Origin of the sequence: Micromonospora sp. NPDC005215 (genome assembly GCF_040607915.1) — a bacterium.
Lineage (GTDB): Bacteria > Actinomycetota > Actinomycetes > Mycobacteriales > Micromonosporaceae > Micromonospora.
This window is the reverse complement of record NZ_JBEXHQ010000030.1, coordinates 19,591-35,439: the sequence shown is the minus strand read 5'-3', so window position 1 is coordinate 35,439 and position 15,849 is coordinate 19,591. Positions and strand designations below refer to the sequence as shown.

Here is a 15,849-nt window from a genome sequence, read left to right as displayed (position 1 = left end):
GTTCCACCCCGTCGACTTGAGGACGGCCGGCCGGTGTCACCGGTTGCGGTCCGGTCCGACCTTTCGCGAGGCGACGGACGGGCACCTGGCCGGACGACAGCGGAGCCCCCGTCGCCAGGACCGGGATGGTCCGACGACGAGGGCTCCGAGAGTCGCGCCCGGCGAGTGCGGTCAGCCGCCCGCGCTCGGGCTGCCGCTCGGCGACGGTGGGGCGCTACCGCTTGGCGTTCCGGCCGGGTTGGCAGCCTGCTGCGCCTGCTGGAACGCGGTCAGCGCCTCGTCCAGCGCCTTGAGCGCACGACCGTACCGCTCGAAGTCACCCGAGGTCTGCGCGGCGCGGACCTCCGTGATCGCGGTCTGCACCCGGTCCGCGGCGACGGCCAGGTCACCCGTCGGCGGCGGGGTGCTGGCGCCCGGCGTCGGCGGCGGTGTGGCGGTCCCGCTCGGCGTCGGCGTCGTCGGCGTCGTCGGGTTGCCCCCGGTGTTCGGGGGCGGCGACGTGCCCTGCCCGGCCTTCTTACCCTGCTCGACCAGCTGCTTGATGCCGTCGTTGATGTTGTCGGCGAGCGCCACGAAGGAGCCACCGTCACCGTAGGAGAGCAACACCTTCTGCAACAGCGGGTACGCGTCCTGCTGGTTGCTCTTCACGTAGACCGGCTCGACGTAGAGCATGCCGTCGGCGAAGGGCAACGAGAGCAGGTTGCCGTACTGCACCTGCGCCTGGTTGCTGGAGAGCAGGTTGAGCTGCTGACGGATGTTGGCATTGTTTGTCATCTGTTGGTGCACCTGCACCGGGCCGGAGATCCGGGTCTGATCCGGCAACTCCAGCACCTCCAGCCGGGGATTCCCGTCGACGTACGACCCGGAGATCAGCGCGGCCAGGTTCTGCCGGCCGTTCGGGGTGACCGCGGCGGTGAGCTGGAACCGGGGGCTCTCCTGCCCCGGGAACTGGGTGAACAGGTAGTACGGAGGCTGCTTCTGGCCGCTGTCCGGAGCGTCCGGCACGGTCGGCACCTGCCAGAAGTCCTGTGCGGAGTAGAAGTCGCCAGGGTTGGTCACGTGGAACTTGGTGAGCAGGTTGCGCTGCACCTTGAACATGTCCGCCGGGTAGCGCAGGTGCTCGGTCAGCTCGACCGGGATGTCCGCCTTCGGCAGCACCAGGTCACCGCCGAACGCCTTGTTCCAGGCCTTGAGCACCGGGTCGGTGTCGTCGTACTCGTAGAGCTTCACGGTGCCGTCGTAGGCGTCGACGGTGGCCTTCACCGAGTTGCGCATGTAGTTGACGTTCTCCCGGGCCAGCTGGAACGTGCCCCGGTTGGTCAACTCATCGGTGGTCTCGGTCTGCAGGTTGACCCGCTCCGCGTACGGGTAGGTGGCCGCCGTGGTGTAGCCGTCGACGATCCACTGCACCCGACCGTCGACCACCGCCGGGTACGGGTCGCCGTCCAGCGTGAGGAACGGCGCGACCTTCTCCACCCGGTCCCGCGGGTTACGCACGTAGAGCAGCTTGGAGTCCTTGTTGACCGCCTCGGAGAGCAGGAAGTTCGACTCCTGCTCCTTGATGGCGTACAGCAGCCGGCGGGTGAAGGACCCGATCTTGACGCCGCCCTCGCCGGTGTAGGTGTAGGACTCGCCGCCACCCTCGCCGACCGGCCGGTCGAACTCGGCCTTCTTGTTCGGGTCGGCCTGACCGACGATCGCGTAGTCGTCGGCAGCCATCCGCTCGCCGTAGTAGATGCGCGGCTGCTTGGCCGGGATCTGCTCGGTCTGGGAGGAGCACGCCTCCTGGGTCTTCTCGCCGAGGAAGCCGGACACGAAGAACGGCTGCCCGCCGCAGACCACCTGGTTGGCCGGGGCGGCGACCAGCCCGTACCCGTGGGTGTAGACGGTGTGCCGGTTGATCCAGGTGTTCTGCTGGTCGGTCAGCTCGCCGTAGTTGATCTCCCGGACGCCGACCACGTAGTCGGAGACCTTCCCGTTCACCCCGTACCGGTCGATGTCCAGCTTGGGGCCGAAGTCGTAGAAGCCACGCACCTGCTGGAGCTGGGTGTACGTCTCGCTGACCAGCTGCGGGTCGAGCAGTCGCACGTTCGACACCACCGAGGTGTCGGTGACCAGGTTCGCCGGTGGGGTGAGGTTGTTCGCCGTGTACGGGGTCGTCTGGGTGGCACCCAGCCCGAACGCCGACCGCGTCGCGTCGATGCTGCGCTGGATGTACGGCGCTTCCTTGTCCTTGGCGCTCGGCTTGACCTCGAAGGTCTGCACCGCCCAGGGGTAGATGCCGCCGATGGCCACCGCTGACACACCGAGCAGCGCCAGCGAGATCCCCGGCCAGACCAGGTTCCGCATCCAGGCGTTGGAGAACACGACGATCGCGATCGCCACCACGATCGAGATGTAGGCCAGGATCTCCTTCGCCGGCAGCAGCGCGTTGACGTCGGCGTAGCCGGCGCCGTACAACTTGGCGCCCTCGTTGTACTCCAGCAACATCGCCCGCCGGTCCAGCACGTAGGCGACGGCCTTCAACAGCACGAAGACCGCGATCAGGCTGCTCAGGTGCGCGCGGGCCGCGTTGCTCATCCGGTCCCCGACGCCCTGCAGGCGGACCCCGCCGAAGAGGTAGTGCACCGCCAGCGCGCCGATCACGGCCAGCACCACCGCGGTGAAGGCGACCCCGAGCAGGTAACGCCAGAACGGCAGCTGGAAGACGTAGAAGCCGATGTCCACCCCGAACTCCGGGTCCTTGACCCCGAAGTCACCGCCGTTGCGGAAGAGCAGCCACTGGCTCCACCGGTTCTGCGCGGAGAGGCCGGCGAAGAGCCCGACCACCGCTGCGGTCAGCGCGATCCAGGTGCCGAGTCGCGGGCTGAGCACCATCCGGTAACGCTCCAGCGTCGCCTGCTCCACCGAGTGCGGACGCAGTCGCGGACGCAACCGATGGGCCAGCCACAGGTTGCCACCGACGACCACCGCCATGCCGAGACCGACGGCGAGGAAGAGCAACAGTCGGGTCACCAGCACGCCGGTGAAGACCTCGGTGTAACGGACCTCGTCGAACCAGAGCCAGTCCGTCCACGCCTGGACACCCCAGCCGAGCAGGGTGAAGAGCACGAACACCCCGACCAGGACAGCGATGGTGACGCGCCCGCGCCGGCTCATCCTCGGCAGGGGGCTGCTGCTACGCATGACCACTGTTGGCTCCGCACGCTCGATGTGATCGGCTCCGACCAGGCACCCAGAGTACGGGGTGTTCCTGAGCGTGTCGGGGCACGGTCACATCGGTCAGCAACGGGTCGGCTGACCCCCTGCGCGCAACGTCTCCAGGGCGGTCATCGCCTCGTCCAACGAACCCACCCGCAACAGCGGCAGACCGGGCTGCGGATTGCCGACGGCCTCGGCGCAGTTGTCCGCCGGCACCAGGAAGACCTTGGCGCCGGCGTGCTTCGCGCCGACCAGCTTCTGGGCGATCCCGCCGATCGGGCCGACGGTGCCCTCGTCGTCGATGGTGCCGGTGCCGGCGATGATCTGGCCGCCGGTGAGATCGGCCGGGGTCAGCTTGTCGACGATCCCCAGGGCGAACATCAGACCGGCGCTCGGCCCGCCGATGTCCCCCAGGTCGATGCCGAGTGTGAACGGGTGCGGCTGCTGCTGATCGATCTCGACACCGATCCGTGGTCGGCCATCCTGCTCACGACTGGTCACCGTCGCCGTGGCCGGCGCGCCGTCGCGGGTGTAGGCAATGGTCAACGCCGTACCCGCCGGCTTGGCCCGGACCAGTTCGGTGACCTTCGCGGCCACCGGCACCGGCTGACCGTCGACGGAGGTGATCACGTCGCCGGCCTTCAGCGCCCCGGCCGCCGGGCCGTCCCCGGCCACCGTCTTGATCACCACCTGCACCGGAAAGCCCAACTCCCGCAGCGCGGCGGTCTCCGCGCTGGTCTGCGACGCCTTGAAGTCCTCCGCGTTGCGCTGCTCGACCTGCTCGGTCGACTCCCCCGGCGGGTAGACCAGCTCACGCGGCACCACCGCCTCGTCGTCGGAGAACCAGCCCGCGATCGCCCCCCGCAACCGCACCGTCGGCTGCACCCCCACCGTGGTCAGCCGCAGCTGGCCGGCGGAGGTCGAGGTCTCCCGCCCGGAGACCTGGATGACCTCCTTGCCGTCGGCCGTGCCGAGGGTGTTGACCGTCGGGCCCGGTCCGAGCACCACGTACGGGATCGGCACCCGCAGCACCCCGATGCTCAGCAGGGCGGTGAACAGGGCACCGAGCAGGACCGTCAGGCCACGACGTCTCATGCCGCAGAGCGTACCGACCGGCCGGACGCCTCCGGCCGGATGCGCCACGCGACTTCGCCCTCAGCGCAACGCCAGCGGCGGCGACCTGGGGCGCGGTCCGCGTACCGTAGACGTCGTGCCTGATATTCCGTTCGGTTTCGCGCTCCCGGGTGGGCAGCCACCAGACCCCAACGATCCCGCGCAGATGCAGCAGTTCATGTCGCAGTTGCAGCACCTGCTCTCCGCGCCGGGCAGCGGGCCGGTCAACTGGGACCTGGCCCGGCAGGTAGCGGCCAGCCAACTCGCGGCCGCCGGCGACCCGGCGGTGTCACCGTATGAGCGCAACGCCGTCGAGGAGGCGCTGCGCCTGGCCGACCTGTGGTTGGAGCCGGCCTCGGCGTGGCCGTCGGGCATCCAGTCACCGGTTGCCTGGAACCGCAATGAGTGGATCTTCAAGACGCTGGACGTGTGGCGCAAGCTCTGCGACCCGGTCGCCAGCCGGATGGTCGGCGCGATGGGCGACCTGGTGCCGCCGGAGGCGCGCGACCAACTCGGGCCGATGCAGTCGATGGTCGCCACCCTCGGTGGCGCGCTCTTCGGCGGCCAACTCGGCCAGGCGCTCGGCTCGCTCGCCGCGGAGGTGCTCTCCGCCGGCGACATCGGGCTGCCGCTCGGCCCGGCCGGCACGGCCGCGCTGATCCCGGCCAACATCCGGGCGTACGGCGAGGGCCTGGAACTTCCCGAGGATGAGGTTCGCCTCTACGTGGCGCTGCGCGAGGCCGCCCACCAGCGGCTGTTCCAGCACGTCCCGTGGCTGCGCGGGCATGTGCTCAGCGCGGTCGAGATGTACGCCTCGGGCATCCGGGTCAACCGGGAGGCGATCGAGGAGGCGATGGGCCGGGTCGACCCGACCGACCCGGAGTCGATGCAGGCGATCGCCCTGGAGGGCATCTTCACCCCGGAGGACACCCCGGCGCAGAAGGCCTCCCTGGCACGACTGGAGACCGCACTCGCCCTGGTCGAGGGCTGGGTCTGCCACGTCGTGGACAGTGCCGCCAGCGACCGGCTGCCCAACGTCGTCCGGCTGGGTGAGGCGTTCCGCCGCCGCCGGGCCGCTGGCGGCCCCGCCGAGCAGACCTTCGCCGCACTCGTCGGCCTGGAACTGCGCCCGCGCCGGCTTCGCGAGGCCGCGGCACTCTGGGCCGCGCTCACCGAGCACCGCGGCATCGAAGGCCGCGACGCCGTCTGGGGCCACCCGGACCTGCTCCCCTCGGATGATGACTTCGCCGACCCGGTCGCCTTCGCGATGAACGACATGGACCTGAGCGAGCTGGACACCTTCGACTTCACCGCTCCTGGTGGGGCCGAGGAGAAGGCCCCGGGCCAGCCCGACGAGACCGACGAAAGTGGCGGCGAGGGCGGCGCCAAGTCCTGACGTCCGCACATCGACGGCTTGAGCCATGGGTGCCCGCCTGATCGACGGCGAGCACCCGTGGTTTGTGCTCGCCGAATCTGGCAGGTCAGCCGGGCTGGCTGGGGCGGGCGGACGGTCGGCGGGCGGACTGGGCCTGCTGGCCGGCAGGTCCGGCTGGTCAGACGGGGCGCCCCGAGCCCGAGAGAAGGGCGCGGGTCGCTTCCCAGCCTTCGAAGGCCGGGTCCAGGGTGGCCAGGTCAGCCGGGCCGCGCAGTCGACGCCAGCCGGCAGTGACCGCCACGTCGCCTGGTCGCGGAGCGCCGGAGCGCGCCTCCGCCGGTGTCGCCGTGTCCACATCGAGCGTCGGTAGCCAGTCCGGCACGGGCAATCGCACCGCCACCCCGAGCAGACCCGGGCCGCCGCCCTCGACCGGGGCCACCGCGACCGGTCGGGTGGTGAGTGGGCGTAGCAGCTTGCCGACGGTCAGTGCGGGCAGGTCGGGCACGTCGCCGACGAGCACGGCTGCCTGGTCGTAGCCCTCCAACGCGGCGAACACGGCGTTCGGCGTCGGCTCGGGCACCTCGTACACGGCCATGCCGGGCCACACCAGCGCGTCCGCCAGAGCCCGATCGGCCGGTGTCACCGCGACCGCGATCTCCACCTCGCTGAGCGTGGCGAGCAGGTCGATGACATCTTCCGCGAGAGCCGCTCGCCAATCTGCCCGGTCGACGCCGGGCGGCGACCACTGCACCGGCCCGAGCAACGCCACCACCACCCGTCGTGCCATCCCCCGACCCTAGACGAGTAAGTCCTAACTGTGCTGCCCAGGGACACCTGGGCCTGGCTCGGGCTGTGGACGCAGCCGGCGGCGGGCGGTGGCTGTTGGTCACCTCCATGGGGGCGGATGCGGTAGTGAGCGGTATACCTCTGAGTCATATTCATACCTCTGAGGTATACCGCTCAGCAGCACATCACTTGGTGGGCCAGCGTCAGGGGTCGTAGCCTCGGCTGGTGGGCGGCGCTCGGCGTGCCAGGGCTCGGGGGGCCTGGATCAGGTCGGGACCGGGGCGCCGGAGGCGGCGGCAACACCTTCGAGGTAGCCGCGGGCGCGTTCGGCTTTGGGGTAGCGGCCGACCAACGCCCAGAACCGGGGGTTGTGGCTGGCCACGATCAGGTGCGCCAACTCGTGCAGCAGCACGTAGTCGATCACCCAGTCGGGCATTTCCTGAACGCGGTGCGAGATCCGGATGCTGCGGTCGGCAGGTGTGCACGAGCCCCATCGGCCGTTCTGGTTCGTGACCCATCGGACGCTGACCGGCACCGCCTTCGTGGCGTACGCGACGAGGTAGAGGTCGATGAGCCGGGTGGCGCGGGCCAGCAGCTCGGCGTCGGAGCGGGCCAGGCGCCCCTCCCGGGCGGCGAGCCGGGCGAGCATCCGGTCGACCCACTCGCTCTCCTCGGCCCGGGAGAACTGGTCCGGGATGAGGACGACGACTCGCTCACCGTCACGGTACGCAGACACCGTGCGTCGTCGGCGCTGGCTGCGCCGCACCTCGACGACCGGCTTGCGCGTCCCAGCCATCACTGGCCCGCGCAGCCTCGGCTACGTGTCACGAAGGAAAGCTAATGCGTACTGACCAGGGCTCCGCAAGAGTCAACCACACGACACGCGCCCGGAAAGTGGTGATTGGTCGCCTGGCGTCCCGAAAATTTCTTGACAGCAACGCCACCGCGCCATCTCGTCACCCTTCGTGAACACGGATGGCGCCGGTACGCGACACCTCCCCACCGTAGGTGATCACGGCTCCGAATGCCGCCGCGAGGGCACTCGCACGGGTGTCTGTGGGGGTTTGGTCGGCGTGTCCCCGCCAAACTGACTTATCCGACCTATTTCGCCATGCACACTCTCGACGTCGACTAGCTCACAGTGTCGATGCACAGCTGACATGGAACCGCCCAGACCTGGGTAGGGTCCGCGGACCAGCGGTCACGAAGGTGGCCGTGGAGTGAGACCCAGCGCCGGCGCCCCGTGTGGCCCGCCGCCGGGCACCCCGCCGGGACGGCATCGACCGGCGGACGAGACGAGGAGGGCACCGTGGCCGACCAGGCCCAGACGACCTACAACGGTTACTGCGTGAAGTGCAAGGAGAAGCGGGACTTCGAGGGGCATGTCGAGGTCTCGAAGACCGGGATGAACATGGCCAAGGGCAAGTGTCCGGTATGCGGAACAACAGTGAACCGCATCCTGGGCAAGGCCAAGGTCTGACCTGTACGAGTGGCGGGGGCGGGGTGGCCGGTGGCCGCCCCGCTCCGTTGCCGCCTCGACGGTCGGCGGGTCGTCGACGGTCTGTCGGGTGACCGACAGCCTCATCGGCAGGCTGTGGATAACCCGGCAAACCCTGTGGACAACGCTGGACAGCGGCCCGCGCGCCTGTGGACAACGATCGACTGAACGCGAAGAAACGGTCACGATTGGTGACCATGAGCCGCACCGTTCTGCCCCGCCCCACGCTGCTGCCCGGCCTCAACCGGCTCTGGCGAGACCGGCACACCCTTCAGCTCGGCGTCGGTCCAGGGCCGGCGGTGCTGCTGGAGCTGGCCAACCCGCGCGCTGCCCACCTGCTCGACCTGCTCGACGGCACCCACAGCGAGCGTGCTGTGCTGGCTCGGGCGACCGCCACCCAGGTCACCAGCGACGACGCGCGCACCCTGCTCGACGCCCTGCGGGCGGCCGGCCTGCTGGTGCCGGCGCACAGCCTGCTCCCCCGTGACCTGGCCGGCCCGGTCCGCGCCCGGCTCACCGCGGAGGCCGGCGCGCTGGCCCTGGCCGCCGCTCGGCTGCCCGGCACCCCCGCCCAGGTCCTGCGTCGACGACGGGTCGCCCGAGTCGTGCTCAGCGGTCCCGGGGCGCTTGGCGGCCCGCTGACGGTGGCGTTGGCGCAGGCTGGTGTCGGGCAGGTGGTCCCCCTTCTCACCGGCCCGGTGCGCCCCGTCGACCTCATCGGCACCGGCATTTCCGCCGCCGAGCTGGGCCATCCGCTGGCACCGGCGGTGCGGGCCGCTGTCGACCGCGCCGCGCCGGGTACCGGCACCCAGCCGGTCCGGGGCGGTCGGGTGGACCTGGTGATCCAACTCGGCACGGACCGGCCTCCCGCGCTGCTCGCCGCCGGTCTCGCTCAGCGCCGGCAGCCACACCTGCTGGTCACCCTGCGCGAGGGCGTACCGGTCATCGGGCCGCTGGTCTGCCCGCCCGCCGGACCCTGCCTGCACTGCGTCGAACTGCACCGGGCCGACCGCGACCCGGACTGGCCGCGGCTCGCCGCCCAACTCGCCGCCGCCGACCCGGTGGCCGCCGGCGCGACCGGGACGCTGCTCGCGGCCATCGGGTACGCGTTGGCCGAGGCGCTGACACAGCTTGACGGCGGGCACCCAGAGACGCTGGGCGCGGCCATGGAGATTACTGATGCCGGCCGTTTCCGTCGTCGGGGCTGGCCGCCACACCCGGCGTGTGAGTGCTCGCGAGGGCGAGTGTCCGCACCAGCCCGGCCGCAGAGCAGCAGCGGGGCCCTCCGGTCGGTAACAATGACCGAGTGACCGACATCCCGCGCCGCGCCGTGTCCCGCACCGCCAAGCTCGCCGCCCTGCCGCTCGGCTTCGCCGGTCGGACCGTTCTCGGCATGGGAAAGCGCGTCACCGGGATCGCCTCCGACGTGATCTCCGCAGAGATCCAGCAGCGCACCGCTGAGCAACTGTTCAGCGTGTTGGGCCAGCTCAAGGGCGGGGCGATGAAGTTCGGCCAGGCGCTGTCGGTCTTCGAGGCCGCGTTGCCGGAGGAGATCGCCGCGCCCTACCGCCAGGCGCTCACCAAGCTCCAGGAGGCGGCGCCCCCGCTGCCGGTGGCAAGTGTGCACAAGGTGCTGGCCGAGCAGCTCGGCCCGGACTGGCGGGACCGGTTCGTCGAGTTCAACGACGTCCCGGCGGCCGCGGCCAGCATCGGCCAGGTGCACCGGGCCCGGTGGCGTGAGCCGGGGTTCGACGAGTCGGGCTCGCCGAACAGCCGCGACGTGGCTGTCAAGATCCAGTATCCGGGCGCCGGAGAGGCGCTGCTCGCCGACCTGAAGCAGCTCTCCCGCCTGGGCGGGATGTTCCGGGCCATCCAGCCCGGCCTGGACGTCAAGCCACTCCTTGTCGAGTTGCGGGAGCGGATCACCGAGGAACTGGACTACGAGTTGGAGGCCGAGTCGCAGCGCGCCTTCGCGGAGGCGTACGCCGACGACCCGGAGATCTACATCCCGAAGGTGATCAACGCGGCGCCCCGGGTGCTTGTCACCGAGTGGGTGACGGGCACTCCGCTGGCCGACATCATCCGGGAGGGCACCGAGGAGGAGCGGGACGAGGCGGGCCGGTTGATGGCCACCCTGCACCTCTCCGCGCCGCAGCGGGCCGGGCTGCTGCACGCCGACCCGCACCCGGGAAACTTCCGGCTGCTACCCGACGGCCGGCTCGGGGTGATCGACTTCGGTGCGGTGGCCCGGATGCCGGAGGGCACACCGGAGCCGATCGGTCGCATCGCCGCGCTGGCCCTGCGCGGCGACGCCGACGAGGTGGTGGCCGGGCTGCGGTCCGAGGGCTTCATCGGCTCCACCGAGGAGATCGACGCCGAGGGGGTGCTCGACTTCATCCGTCCGATGCTGGAGCCCATCGCGGCAGACGGGTTCCGGTTCACCCGGGCCTGGCTGCGGGGCGAGGCGGGCCGACTTGCCAGCCCCCGCTCCCCCACGTACCAGCTGAGCAGGCAGCTCAACCTGCCGCCGTCGTACCTGCTGATCCACCGGGTGACGCTCGGGTCGATCGGGGTGCTCTGCCAGCTGGAGGCGAAGGCCCCGTACCGCAGCATCCTGGAACGCTGGCTGCCCGGTTTCGCCCCGGTCGCCTGACCACGTCACGAAGGGCGGGTGCCGGTCGGCACCCGCCCGTCCGCGTGGGGTGGTACTAGAGAACGCCCAGGTCGCGAGCCGTCTGGTTGCGGCTGTTCATAGCGACGGTACGGGCGGATCGGGTTGCCTCAGTGCTCGTGGTGGTACGACCGGCCTGAGGCCGACGCATTCGAGCCCGGGACAACGCTTCGTGGAGTAGTTGCATCTCGAAAGCTCCACTCGGAAGGTTGAACATCGTCTTCTCGCTCACTGCCGGTGTGCCACCGGCGTAGTTGGTACGGGTCGGGAACATGTCAGGCTGCCAGCCGGACCGCGCCACGCACCTCGGACAGCCCACTGGCCGCCAGGCGCGCCTCGGCCTCGACCCGAAGCTCGGCGTCACGGGCGACGTCCTCCTTGCGTGGACGGCCACGGGGCCGCTTACGCGGAACAACCGCGCCACGCTCGAAGATCTCGCCACCCCAGACGCCCCACGGCTCCACCCGCTCCACCGCCCCGGCCAGGCACTCGACGCGCAGCGGGCAGTCCCCGCAGAGCGACTTGGCCAGCTCGAGCTTGGTGGGTGAGTCGGAGAACCACAGGTCGGGGTCGAACTTCCGGCAGGGCAGGTTCGCCTCCATCTCGACGCTCACGTCGATTGGGGCCAACGCCAGACTCATCTCCCGGTCACCTCTCTCTCACTTCGATCTCGTGGATCGCATTCCGACGTACTTACGGCGGGCAAAAAACTGAGGCCGCGGATCCCGGTAACGGGTTCCGCGGCCTCGAGGTGAGCCGGTGTCTGATGGTCAGACCGGTTTACCTCGAGGTGGAACACCGCGGACATCCGTGCGCTTCTTGGCGACCTGGATGCCATTGCCCGTTGAGCCACTGGTTCCCTCGACTCCGACTGGCGCGACGGTCAGGGTCAGCTCGGCCTGAACCTGGTGCACCTGCGGAACCGACGGTCGTGCAGCCGCGAGGGCCACCCGGACAGCCGACAGCGGAGCGTGGACAGACGGCATCGCCATCGGACGCTCATAGGTGAAGATCTTCATGGGTGCCACCTCCCTCACGTTCCTCGAATCGACTGAACCAACCCCCGTGAGCAGCCGGAATGGCGCCGCTCGCGTGGTGTGTCCTGAGGCTATTCCTCGCGCCGGGGCGAGGGCAAACGAATTTACGACTGGATTTCGAAAGTTTTCTCAGGGCAGACGTCGTCCACCCCCGCGCCATCCACGAGGGCCAGCACCGCCTCCCCATAGAGGCCCAGCTTGCGGGGGCCGATACCGGCGATGGCGATCAACTCCTCGGGCCGGCCGGGCCGCCGCTCGGCCAACGCGACAAGCGTCGCGTCGGTGAAGACCACGTACGCCGGTACCTTCTGCGCCCCGGCCACCCGCTGCCGCCACTCGCGCAGCCGTTCGTGCAGCTCATCGTCGATGTCGGACGGGCAGGTGGGGCAGCGGCCGAGCTTGCGGTCCGGGCCGGCGAGCAGGGTGGCGCCGCAGATCCGGCAGGAGACGATCTGGGTGCGCCGTCGCTCGGGGCGGCGGGCCGGACCGGTGCCGGTCGCCCGTTCGGCGCCGCCGGAGCGGTCCAGTTGGGGCAGGAACCGCGAGGGCCGCCGGGCTCGTCCGCCCGGCGAGCGCGCGGCGGCGTACGACAGCCAGAGCCACTGCCGCGCGCGGGTGATGCCGACGTAGAGCAGCCGGCGTTCCTCCTCGACCTGCTCGACGGTCTTGGCGTACGTGGTCGGCAGGGTGCCCTCGGCGAGACCGACCAGGAAGACCGCGTCCCACTCCAACCCCTTGGCCGAGTGCAGCGAGGCGAGGGTCACCCCGTCCACCGTCGGTACGTGCTGCTGGGCGGCGCGGCGGGCCAGCTCCTCGGTGAAGTCGGAGAGGGTGACGGGGCGTTCCACCGACGCGGCCTCGCCGATCGGCACCACCTCGGGGGTGGCCGCGTACTCCTCGGAGAGCTGGACCAGCGCGGACAGCGCCTCCCACCGCTCGCGGGCGGCGCCACCGGCCGGGGGCGCGTCCGGGGCCCAGCCGACCGCGGTGAGCGCCTCGACGACGGCGGCCGGCAGCGGCGTCTCCCCGGGGATCGAGCGGGTGGCGGCGCGCAGCGCGACCATCGCCTGGCGCACCTCGGTCCGCTCGAAGAACCGTTCCGCGCCCTGCACGACGTACGGCACGCCGACCTCGGTGAGCGCCTTCTCGTACGCCTCGGACTGCGCGTTGACCCGGAACAGCACGGCGATCTCCTTCGCCGGCGTACCCGTGTCGACAAGTGACCGGCAGCGCGCGGCCACCGCGTTCGCCTCGGCCGGTTCGTCGGTGAAGATCCGCAGGTCCGGTTCGGGGCCGGGTGGGCGTTGCCCACTCAACTCCAGCCGCAGCCGCGCCTCGGTGCCCCGGGCCTGGGCGATCACCGCGTTGGCCAGCCCGACCACCTGCGGGGTGGAGCGGTAGTCGCGGACCAGCCGGACCACTGTGGCGCCCCGGTGCCGGCGGGGGAAGTCGACAAGGTACGCCGAGGTCGCCCCGGTGAACGAGTAGATCGTCTGGCTGGCGTCGCCGACCACTGTGAGGTCGTCGCGGCCACCCAGCCAGGCGTCCAGCAGCCGCTGCTGGAGGGGGTTGACGTCCTGGTACTCGTCGACCACGAAGTGTCGGTACTGGCTGCGGACCTGCTCGCCGACGTCCCGGTGCTCCTCGATGCCCCACACCGCGGCTCGCAGCATGTCCTCGAAGTCGATCACCCCGTTCGAGCGCTTGAGCTGCTCGTACGCGATGAACACGTCGGCGACCTTCGCCGGCTCGTGCGGGGTGTCGCGCAGCGCCCGCGCCGCCGCCACCACGTAGTCCGTCGGCTCGACAAGCGACGACTTGGCCCACTCGATCTCGCCGGCCAGGTCCCGGGCGGCGGCCCGGTCGGTGCGTAGGCCGACCCGGGCGGCGGCGAGGGTGACCAGCCGTACCTTGCTGTCCAGCAGCTCGGGCATGGCGCGGCCGGCCAGCAGCCGGGGCGCGAAGTACCGCACCTGGCGCAGAGCGGCGGAGTGAAAAGTCCGTGCCTGCACACCTGACGCCCCGATCAGAGCAAGACGGTGTCGCATCTCGGCGGCGGCCCGGGCCGTGAAGGTGACAGCGAGCACGTGCCGGGGCGAGATCTCGCCGGAAAGCACCCGGTGGGCGATCCGGGAGGTGATCGCCCGGGTCTTGCCGGTGCCGGCGCCGGCCAGGATGCAGACCGGGCCGGCGGGTGCGGTCACCGCGGAGCGTTGCTCCGGGTCCAGCCCGGCGAGCACCTGTTCCGACGCTGAGTGAACCACCACAACCAGGAATCATCTCAGCTCCTCCCAGCGTTGCAGCGAACAGCCTCGGCTTGATCCGCAAGCCGCGGCCGGAGGAGTTGGAGGATCCGACCATGCTGACGATGTATTCCACCCCCTGGTGCGGCTACTGCCACCGGCTGAAGTCGCAGCTCGACCGGGAGGGCATCGGGTACGAGGTGGTCGACATCGAGCAGGACCCGAAGGCCGCGGAGTTCGTGATGAGCGTCAACGGCGGCAACCAGACGGTGCCGACGCTGCGCTTCGCCGACGGCAGCGCCCTGACGAACCCCTCGATCATCCAGGTCAAGCAGCACCTGGAGACCCTCGACGCCTGACCGGCCGGTCACTCTACGACGAGCGGTCGCCCCGTCGGGGCGACCGCTCGTCGTGTCAGGTATCCGTCACCCGGGCGGTCGCCGGTGGGTGCCTGTCGACACCGGTCCCTCGGCGTCCTCGACCGGTCGCCGAGGCGCCGGGACCCTCGGGTCGGTCGGCCGGGTCGGCGGCGTGGGCGGGCTGGTGCCGGGCGGTGTGGTCGGCGGTGTGGGCGGGTTGGTGCCGGGTGGGGCGCTCAGGTGCCGGCCCCGCCAGAGGTAACTGCCGGCCGCCAGGGTGGCCATCCCGACCAGCGCGAACAGCATCCGGTAGTCCAGGAAACCGACAAGCAGCGCGCCGGCCCCGATGGAGAGCGCCTGCGGCCCGCTGACCACCGCCTGGGTGGCCGCGGCGACCCGGCCGACCAGCATCGGCGGGGTCCGGCGCTGGATCAGCGTGTGCAGCCCCACCATCGTCAGGGGGAGGGAGACGCCGGCCAGCAGCACGGCCGCGAAGGCGAGCCGAAGATCGGGGTACGCGAGCACGAGCGCGGCTGGGGAGAAGAAGGCGACCCCGGCGGCCAGTGTGCCGACCTCTCCGAGCCGGCGGACCAGCGCCGGTGAGCAGAGCCCGCCGAGCAGCCCGCCGACGCCCTGCACGGTGACCAGCACACCCACGAACGCGGCGTCGCGGTTCAGCCCCTGGTCGACGTAGGCGAAGATCAGCGACTCGCTGAAGCCCATCACCAGCGACCCGAGCCCGTAGCCGAGCAGGGCCCGACGCAGGGCCGGTTCGCCGGCCAGGTGCCGCAGACCGGCGCCCAACTCGGCCGGCCAGCGCAGTCGCGTGGTCGAGGGCGCCTGTTGCGGGGTGGGTAACGCGGTCACCACCACCGCCGCGGTCAGAAATCCGACCATGCCGATCCCGGCCAGCGCCCACCCGCCGAGCGCCGCGTAGAGCGCCGCGCCGGCCAGCGGACCGATCAGCCGCATCCCCTGACGTACGGTCTGCAGCACGCCGTTCGCCTCCGCCAGCAGCTCGACCGGCACCAACTCCCGGATGAGCCCGCTGAGCGCCGCGCCGAGCGTGATGGACGACAGCCCGTACAGGGCCGCCACCAGGTAGACGACCCAGACGTCACCAGCGTCCGCGACGGTGAACAGTGGGGTGAGCAGTGCCGCGGTGACCACGTTGGCGGCGACGAAGAACGGCCGGCGTGGGTAGCGGTCGACGAACCAGCCGATCACGGGTGCCAGCGTCATCGGGGCGACGACGGCGAAGATGGTGCCGCCGGCGAGCCCGTTGGAGCCGGTCAGATCCTTGACCCAGATGGCGAGCGCGAGCAGCAGGATCGACTCGGCGGTCATGCTGGCCAGCAGGCCGCCGAAGAGCAGGCGGAAGTCGGGTCGGCGCAGGACGGTGCGCATGGGTCCCTCCGGCGGGGATGGCGTGCCCGGGTGGGCGTGGTCGACGGGGCTGCGACCGCAGGTCCGTCGTCATCCGGCGTTCCCGTGGTCCGATTTTGTAAGACACGCCCCCGCCGGAACCTCCGACGCCGGTCGCGCCGTCCATACTGGCCGTGGGGG

13 protein-coding genes are annotated in these 15,849 nt (G+C 70.9%); 5 read left to right on the top strand and 8 right to left on the bottom strand.

Going from position 1 to position 15,849, the window contains the following annotated elements; translation table 11 throughout:
* Positions 1-171: 171 nt before the first annotated feature.
* Together ABZU25_RS22000 and ABZU25_RS21995 are read right to left on the bottom strand one after the other, a co-directional pair.
* On the bottom strand, positions 172-3,186 hold the full coding sequence (locus ABZU25_RS22000) for a UPF0182 family protein (protein WP_355031230.1): 3,015 nt from the start codon (positions 3,184-3,186) through the stop codon (positions 172-174).
* 96 nt (positions 3,187-3,282) lie between these two features.
* On the bottom strand, positions 3,283-4,296 hold the full coding sequence (locus ABZU25_RS21995) for a PDZ domain-containing protein (RefSeq protein WP_355031229.1): 1,014 nt from the start codon (positions 4,294-4,296) through the stop codon (positions 3,283-3,285).
* A gap of 184 nt (positions 4,297-4,480) precedes the next feature.
* Between ABZU25_RS21995 and ABZU25_RS21990 the strand changes: the two genes are divergently transcribed.
* Positions 4,481-5,710, top strand: a complete 1,230-nt coding sequence (locus ABZU25_RS21990; RefSeq protein WP_355031286.1) for a zinc-dependent metalloprotease — start codon at positions 4,481-4,483, stop codon at positions 5,708-5,710.
* Between the two features lie 157 nt (positions 5,711-5,867).
* Here the strand turns inward: ABZU25_RS21990 and ABZU25_RS21985 are convergent, their stop codons facing one another.
* Both ABZU25_RS21985 and ABZU25_RS21980 read right to left on the bottom strand, forming a co-directional pair.
* Positions 5,868-6,476, bottom strand: a complete 609-nt coding sequence (locus ABZU25_RS21985) for a hypothetical protein (RefSeq protein ID WP_355031228.1) — start codon at positions 6,474-6,476, stop codon at positions 5,868-5,870.
* 264 nt (positions 6,477-6,740) lie between these two features.
* A complete protein-coding gene (locus tag ABZU25_RS21980; protein WP_355031227.1) occupies positions 6,741-7,271 on the bottom strand; it encodes a M48 family metallopeptidase in 531 nt (176 codons plus the stop codon).
* A gap of 513 nt (positions 7,272-7,784) precedes the next feature.
* On the opposite strand from ABZU25_RS21980, the gene ABZU25_RS21975 reads away from it, so the two are divergent.
* From ABZU25_RS21975 to ABZU25_RS21965, 3 genes are all read left to right on the top strand, one after another.
* Positions 7,785-7,955, top strand: coding sequence for a DUF5679 domain-containing protein (locus ABZU25_RS21975; RefSeq protein WP_167457767.1), 171 nt, complete (start codon positions 7,785-7,787; stop codon positions 7,953-7,955).
* Positions 7,956-8,170: 215 nt separating this feature from the next.
* The gene (locus ABZU25_RS21970; RefSeq protein WP_355031226.1) at positions 8,171-9,283 is read left to right on the top strand and encodes a TOMM precursor leader peptide-binding protein; all 1,113 of its coding nucleotides are present in this window, start codon (positions 8,171-8,173) and stop codon (positions 9,281-9,283) included.
* Complete coding sequence (locus tag ABZU25_RS21965) at positions 9,280-10,626, top strand: AarF/ABC1/UbiB kinase family protein (protein ID WP_355031225.1); 1,347 nt, start codon at positions 9,280-9,282, stop codon at positions 10,624-10,626. The genes ABZU25_RS21970 and ABZU25_RS21965 overlap by 4 nt, the downstream gene beginning before the upstream one ends.
* 293 nt (positions 10,627-10,919) lie before the next feature.
* Here the strand turns inward: ABZU25_RS21965 and ABZU25_RS21960 are convergent, their stop codons facing one another.
* From ABZU25_RS21960 to ABZU25_RS21950, 3 genes are all read right to left on the bottom strand, one after another.
* Positions 10,920-11,285 (bottom strand): WhiB family transcriptional regulator, encoded by a 366-nt coding sequence (locus tag ABZU25_RS21960; RefSeq protein WP_355031224.1) that lies wholly within the window; start codon positions 11,283-11,285, stop codon positions 10,920-10,922.
* Between the two features lie 129 nt (positions 11,286-11,414).
* On the bottom strand, positions 11,415-11,663 hold the full coding sequence (locus tag ABZU25_RS21955) for a hypothetical protein (protein ID WP_355031223.1): 249 nt from the start codon (positions 11,661-11,663) through the stop codon (positions 11,415-11,417).
* Positions 11,664-11,785: 122 nt separating this feature from the next.
* Positions 11,786-13,948, bottom strand: coding sequence for an ATP-dependent DNA helicase UvrD2 (locus ABZU25_RS21950; protein ID WP_355031222.1), 2,163 nt, complete (start codon positions 13,946-13,948; stop codon positions 11,786-11,788).
* Positions 13,949-14,040: 92 nt separating this feature from the next.
* Between ABZU25_RS21950 and ABZU25_RS21945 the strand changes: the two genes are divergently transcribed.
* The gene (locus tag ABZU25_RS21945) at positions 14,041-14,283 is read left to right on the top strand and encodes a mycoredoxin (protein WP_355031221.1); all 243 of its coding nucleotides are present in this window, start codon (positions 14,041-14,043) and stop codon (positions 14,281-14,283) included.
* Between the two features lie 66 nt (positions 14,284-14,349).
* On the opposite strand, the gene ABZU25_RS21940 is transcribed toward ABZU25_RS21945, so the two are convergent.
* Entirely contained in the window at positions 14,350-15,690 is a 1,341-nt protein-coding gene (locus ABZU25_RS21940) for an MFS transporter (protein ID WP_355031220.1), read from the bottom strand.
* Positions 15,691-15,849: the final 159 nt, after the last annotated feature.

Coding starts and splice junctions, on each gene's coding strand:
- ABZU25_RS22000 (WP_355031230.1), bottom strand. CDS start 3,186: ATGCGTAGCAGCAGCCCCCTGCCGAGGATGAGCCGGCGCGGGCGCGTC.
- ABZU25_RS21995 (WP_355031229.1), bottom strand. CDS start 4,296: ATGAGACGTCGTGGCCTGACGGTCCTGCTCGGTGCCCTGTTCACCGCC.
- ABZU25_RS21990 (WP_355031286.1), top strand. CDS start 4,481: ATGCAGCAGTTCATGTCGCAGTTGCAGCACCTGCTCTCCGCGCCGGGC.
- ABZU25_RS21985 (WP_355031228.1), bottom strand. CDS start 6,476: ATGGCACGACGGGTGGTGGTGGCGTTGCTCGGGCCGGTGCAGTGGTCG.
- ABZU25_RS21980 (WP_355031227.1), bottom strand. CDS start 7,271: ATGGCTGGGACGCGCAAGCCGGTCGTCGAGGTGCGGCGCAGCCAGCGC.
- ABZU25_RS21970 (WP_355031226.1), top strand. CDS start 8,171: ATGAGCCGCACCGTTCTGCCCCGCCCCACGCTGCTGCCCGGCCTCAAC.
- ABZU25_RS21960 (WP_355031224.1), bottom strand. CDS start 11,285: ATGAGTCTGGCGTTGGCCCCAATCGACGTGAGCGTCGAGATGGAGGCG.
- ABZU25_RS21955 (WP_355031223.1), bottom strand. CDS start 11,663: ATGAAGATCTTCACCTATGAGCGTCCGATGGCGATGCCGTCTGTCCAC.
- ABZU25_RS21945 (WP_355031221.1), top strand. CDS start 14,041: ATGCTGACGATGTATTCCACCCCCTGGTGCGGCTACTGCCACCGGCTG.
- ABZU25_RS21940 (WP_355031220.1), bottom strand. CDS start 15,690: ATGCGCACCGTCCTGCGCCGACCCGACTTCCGCCTGCTCTTCGGCGGC.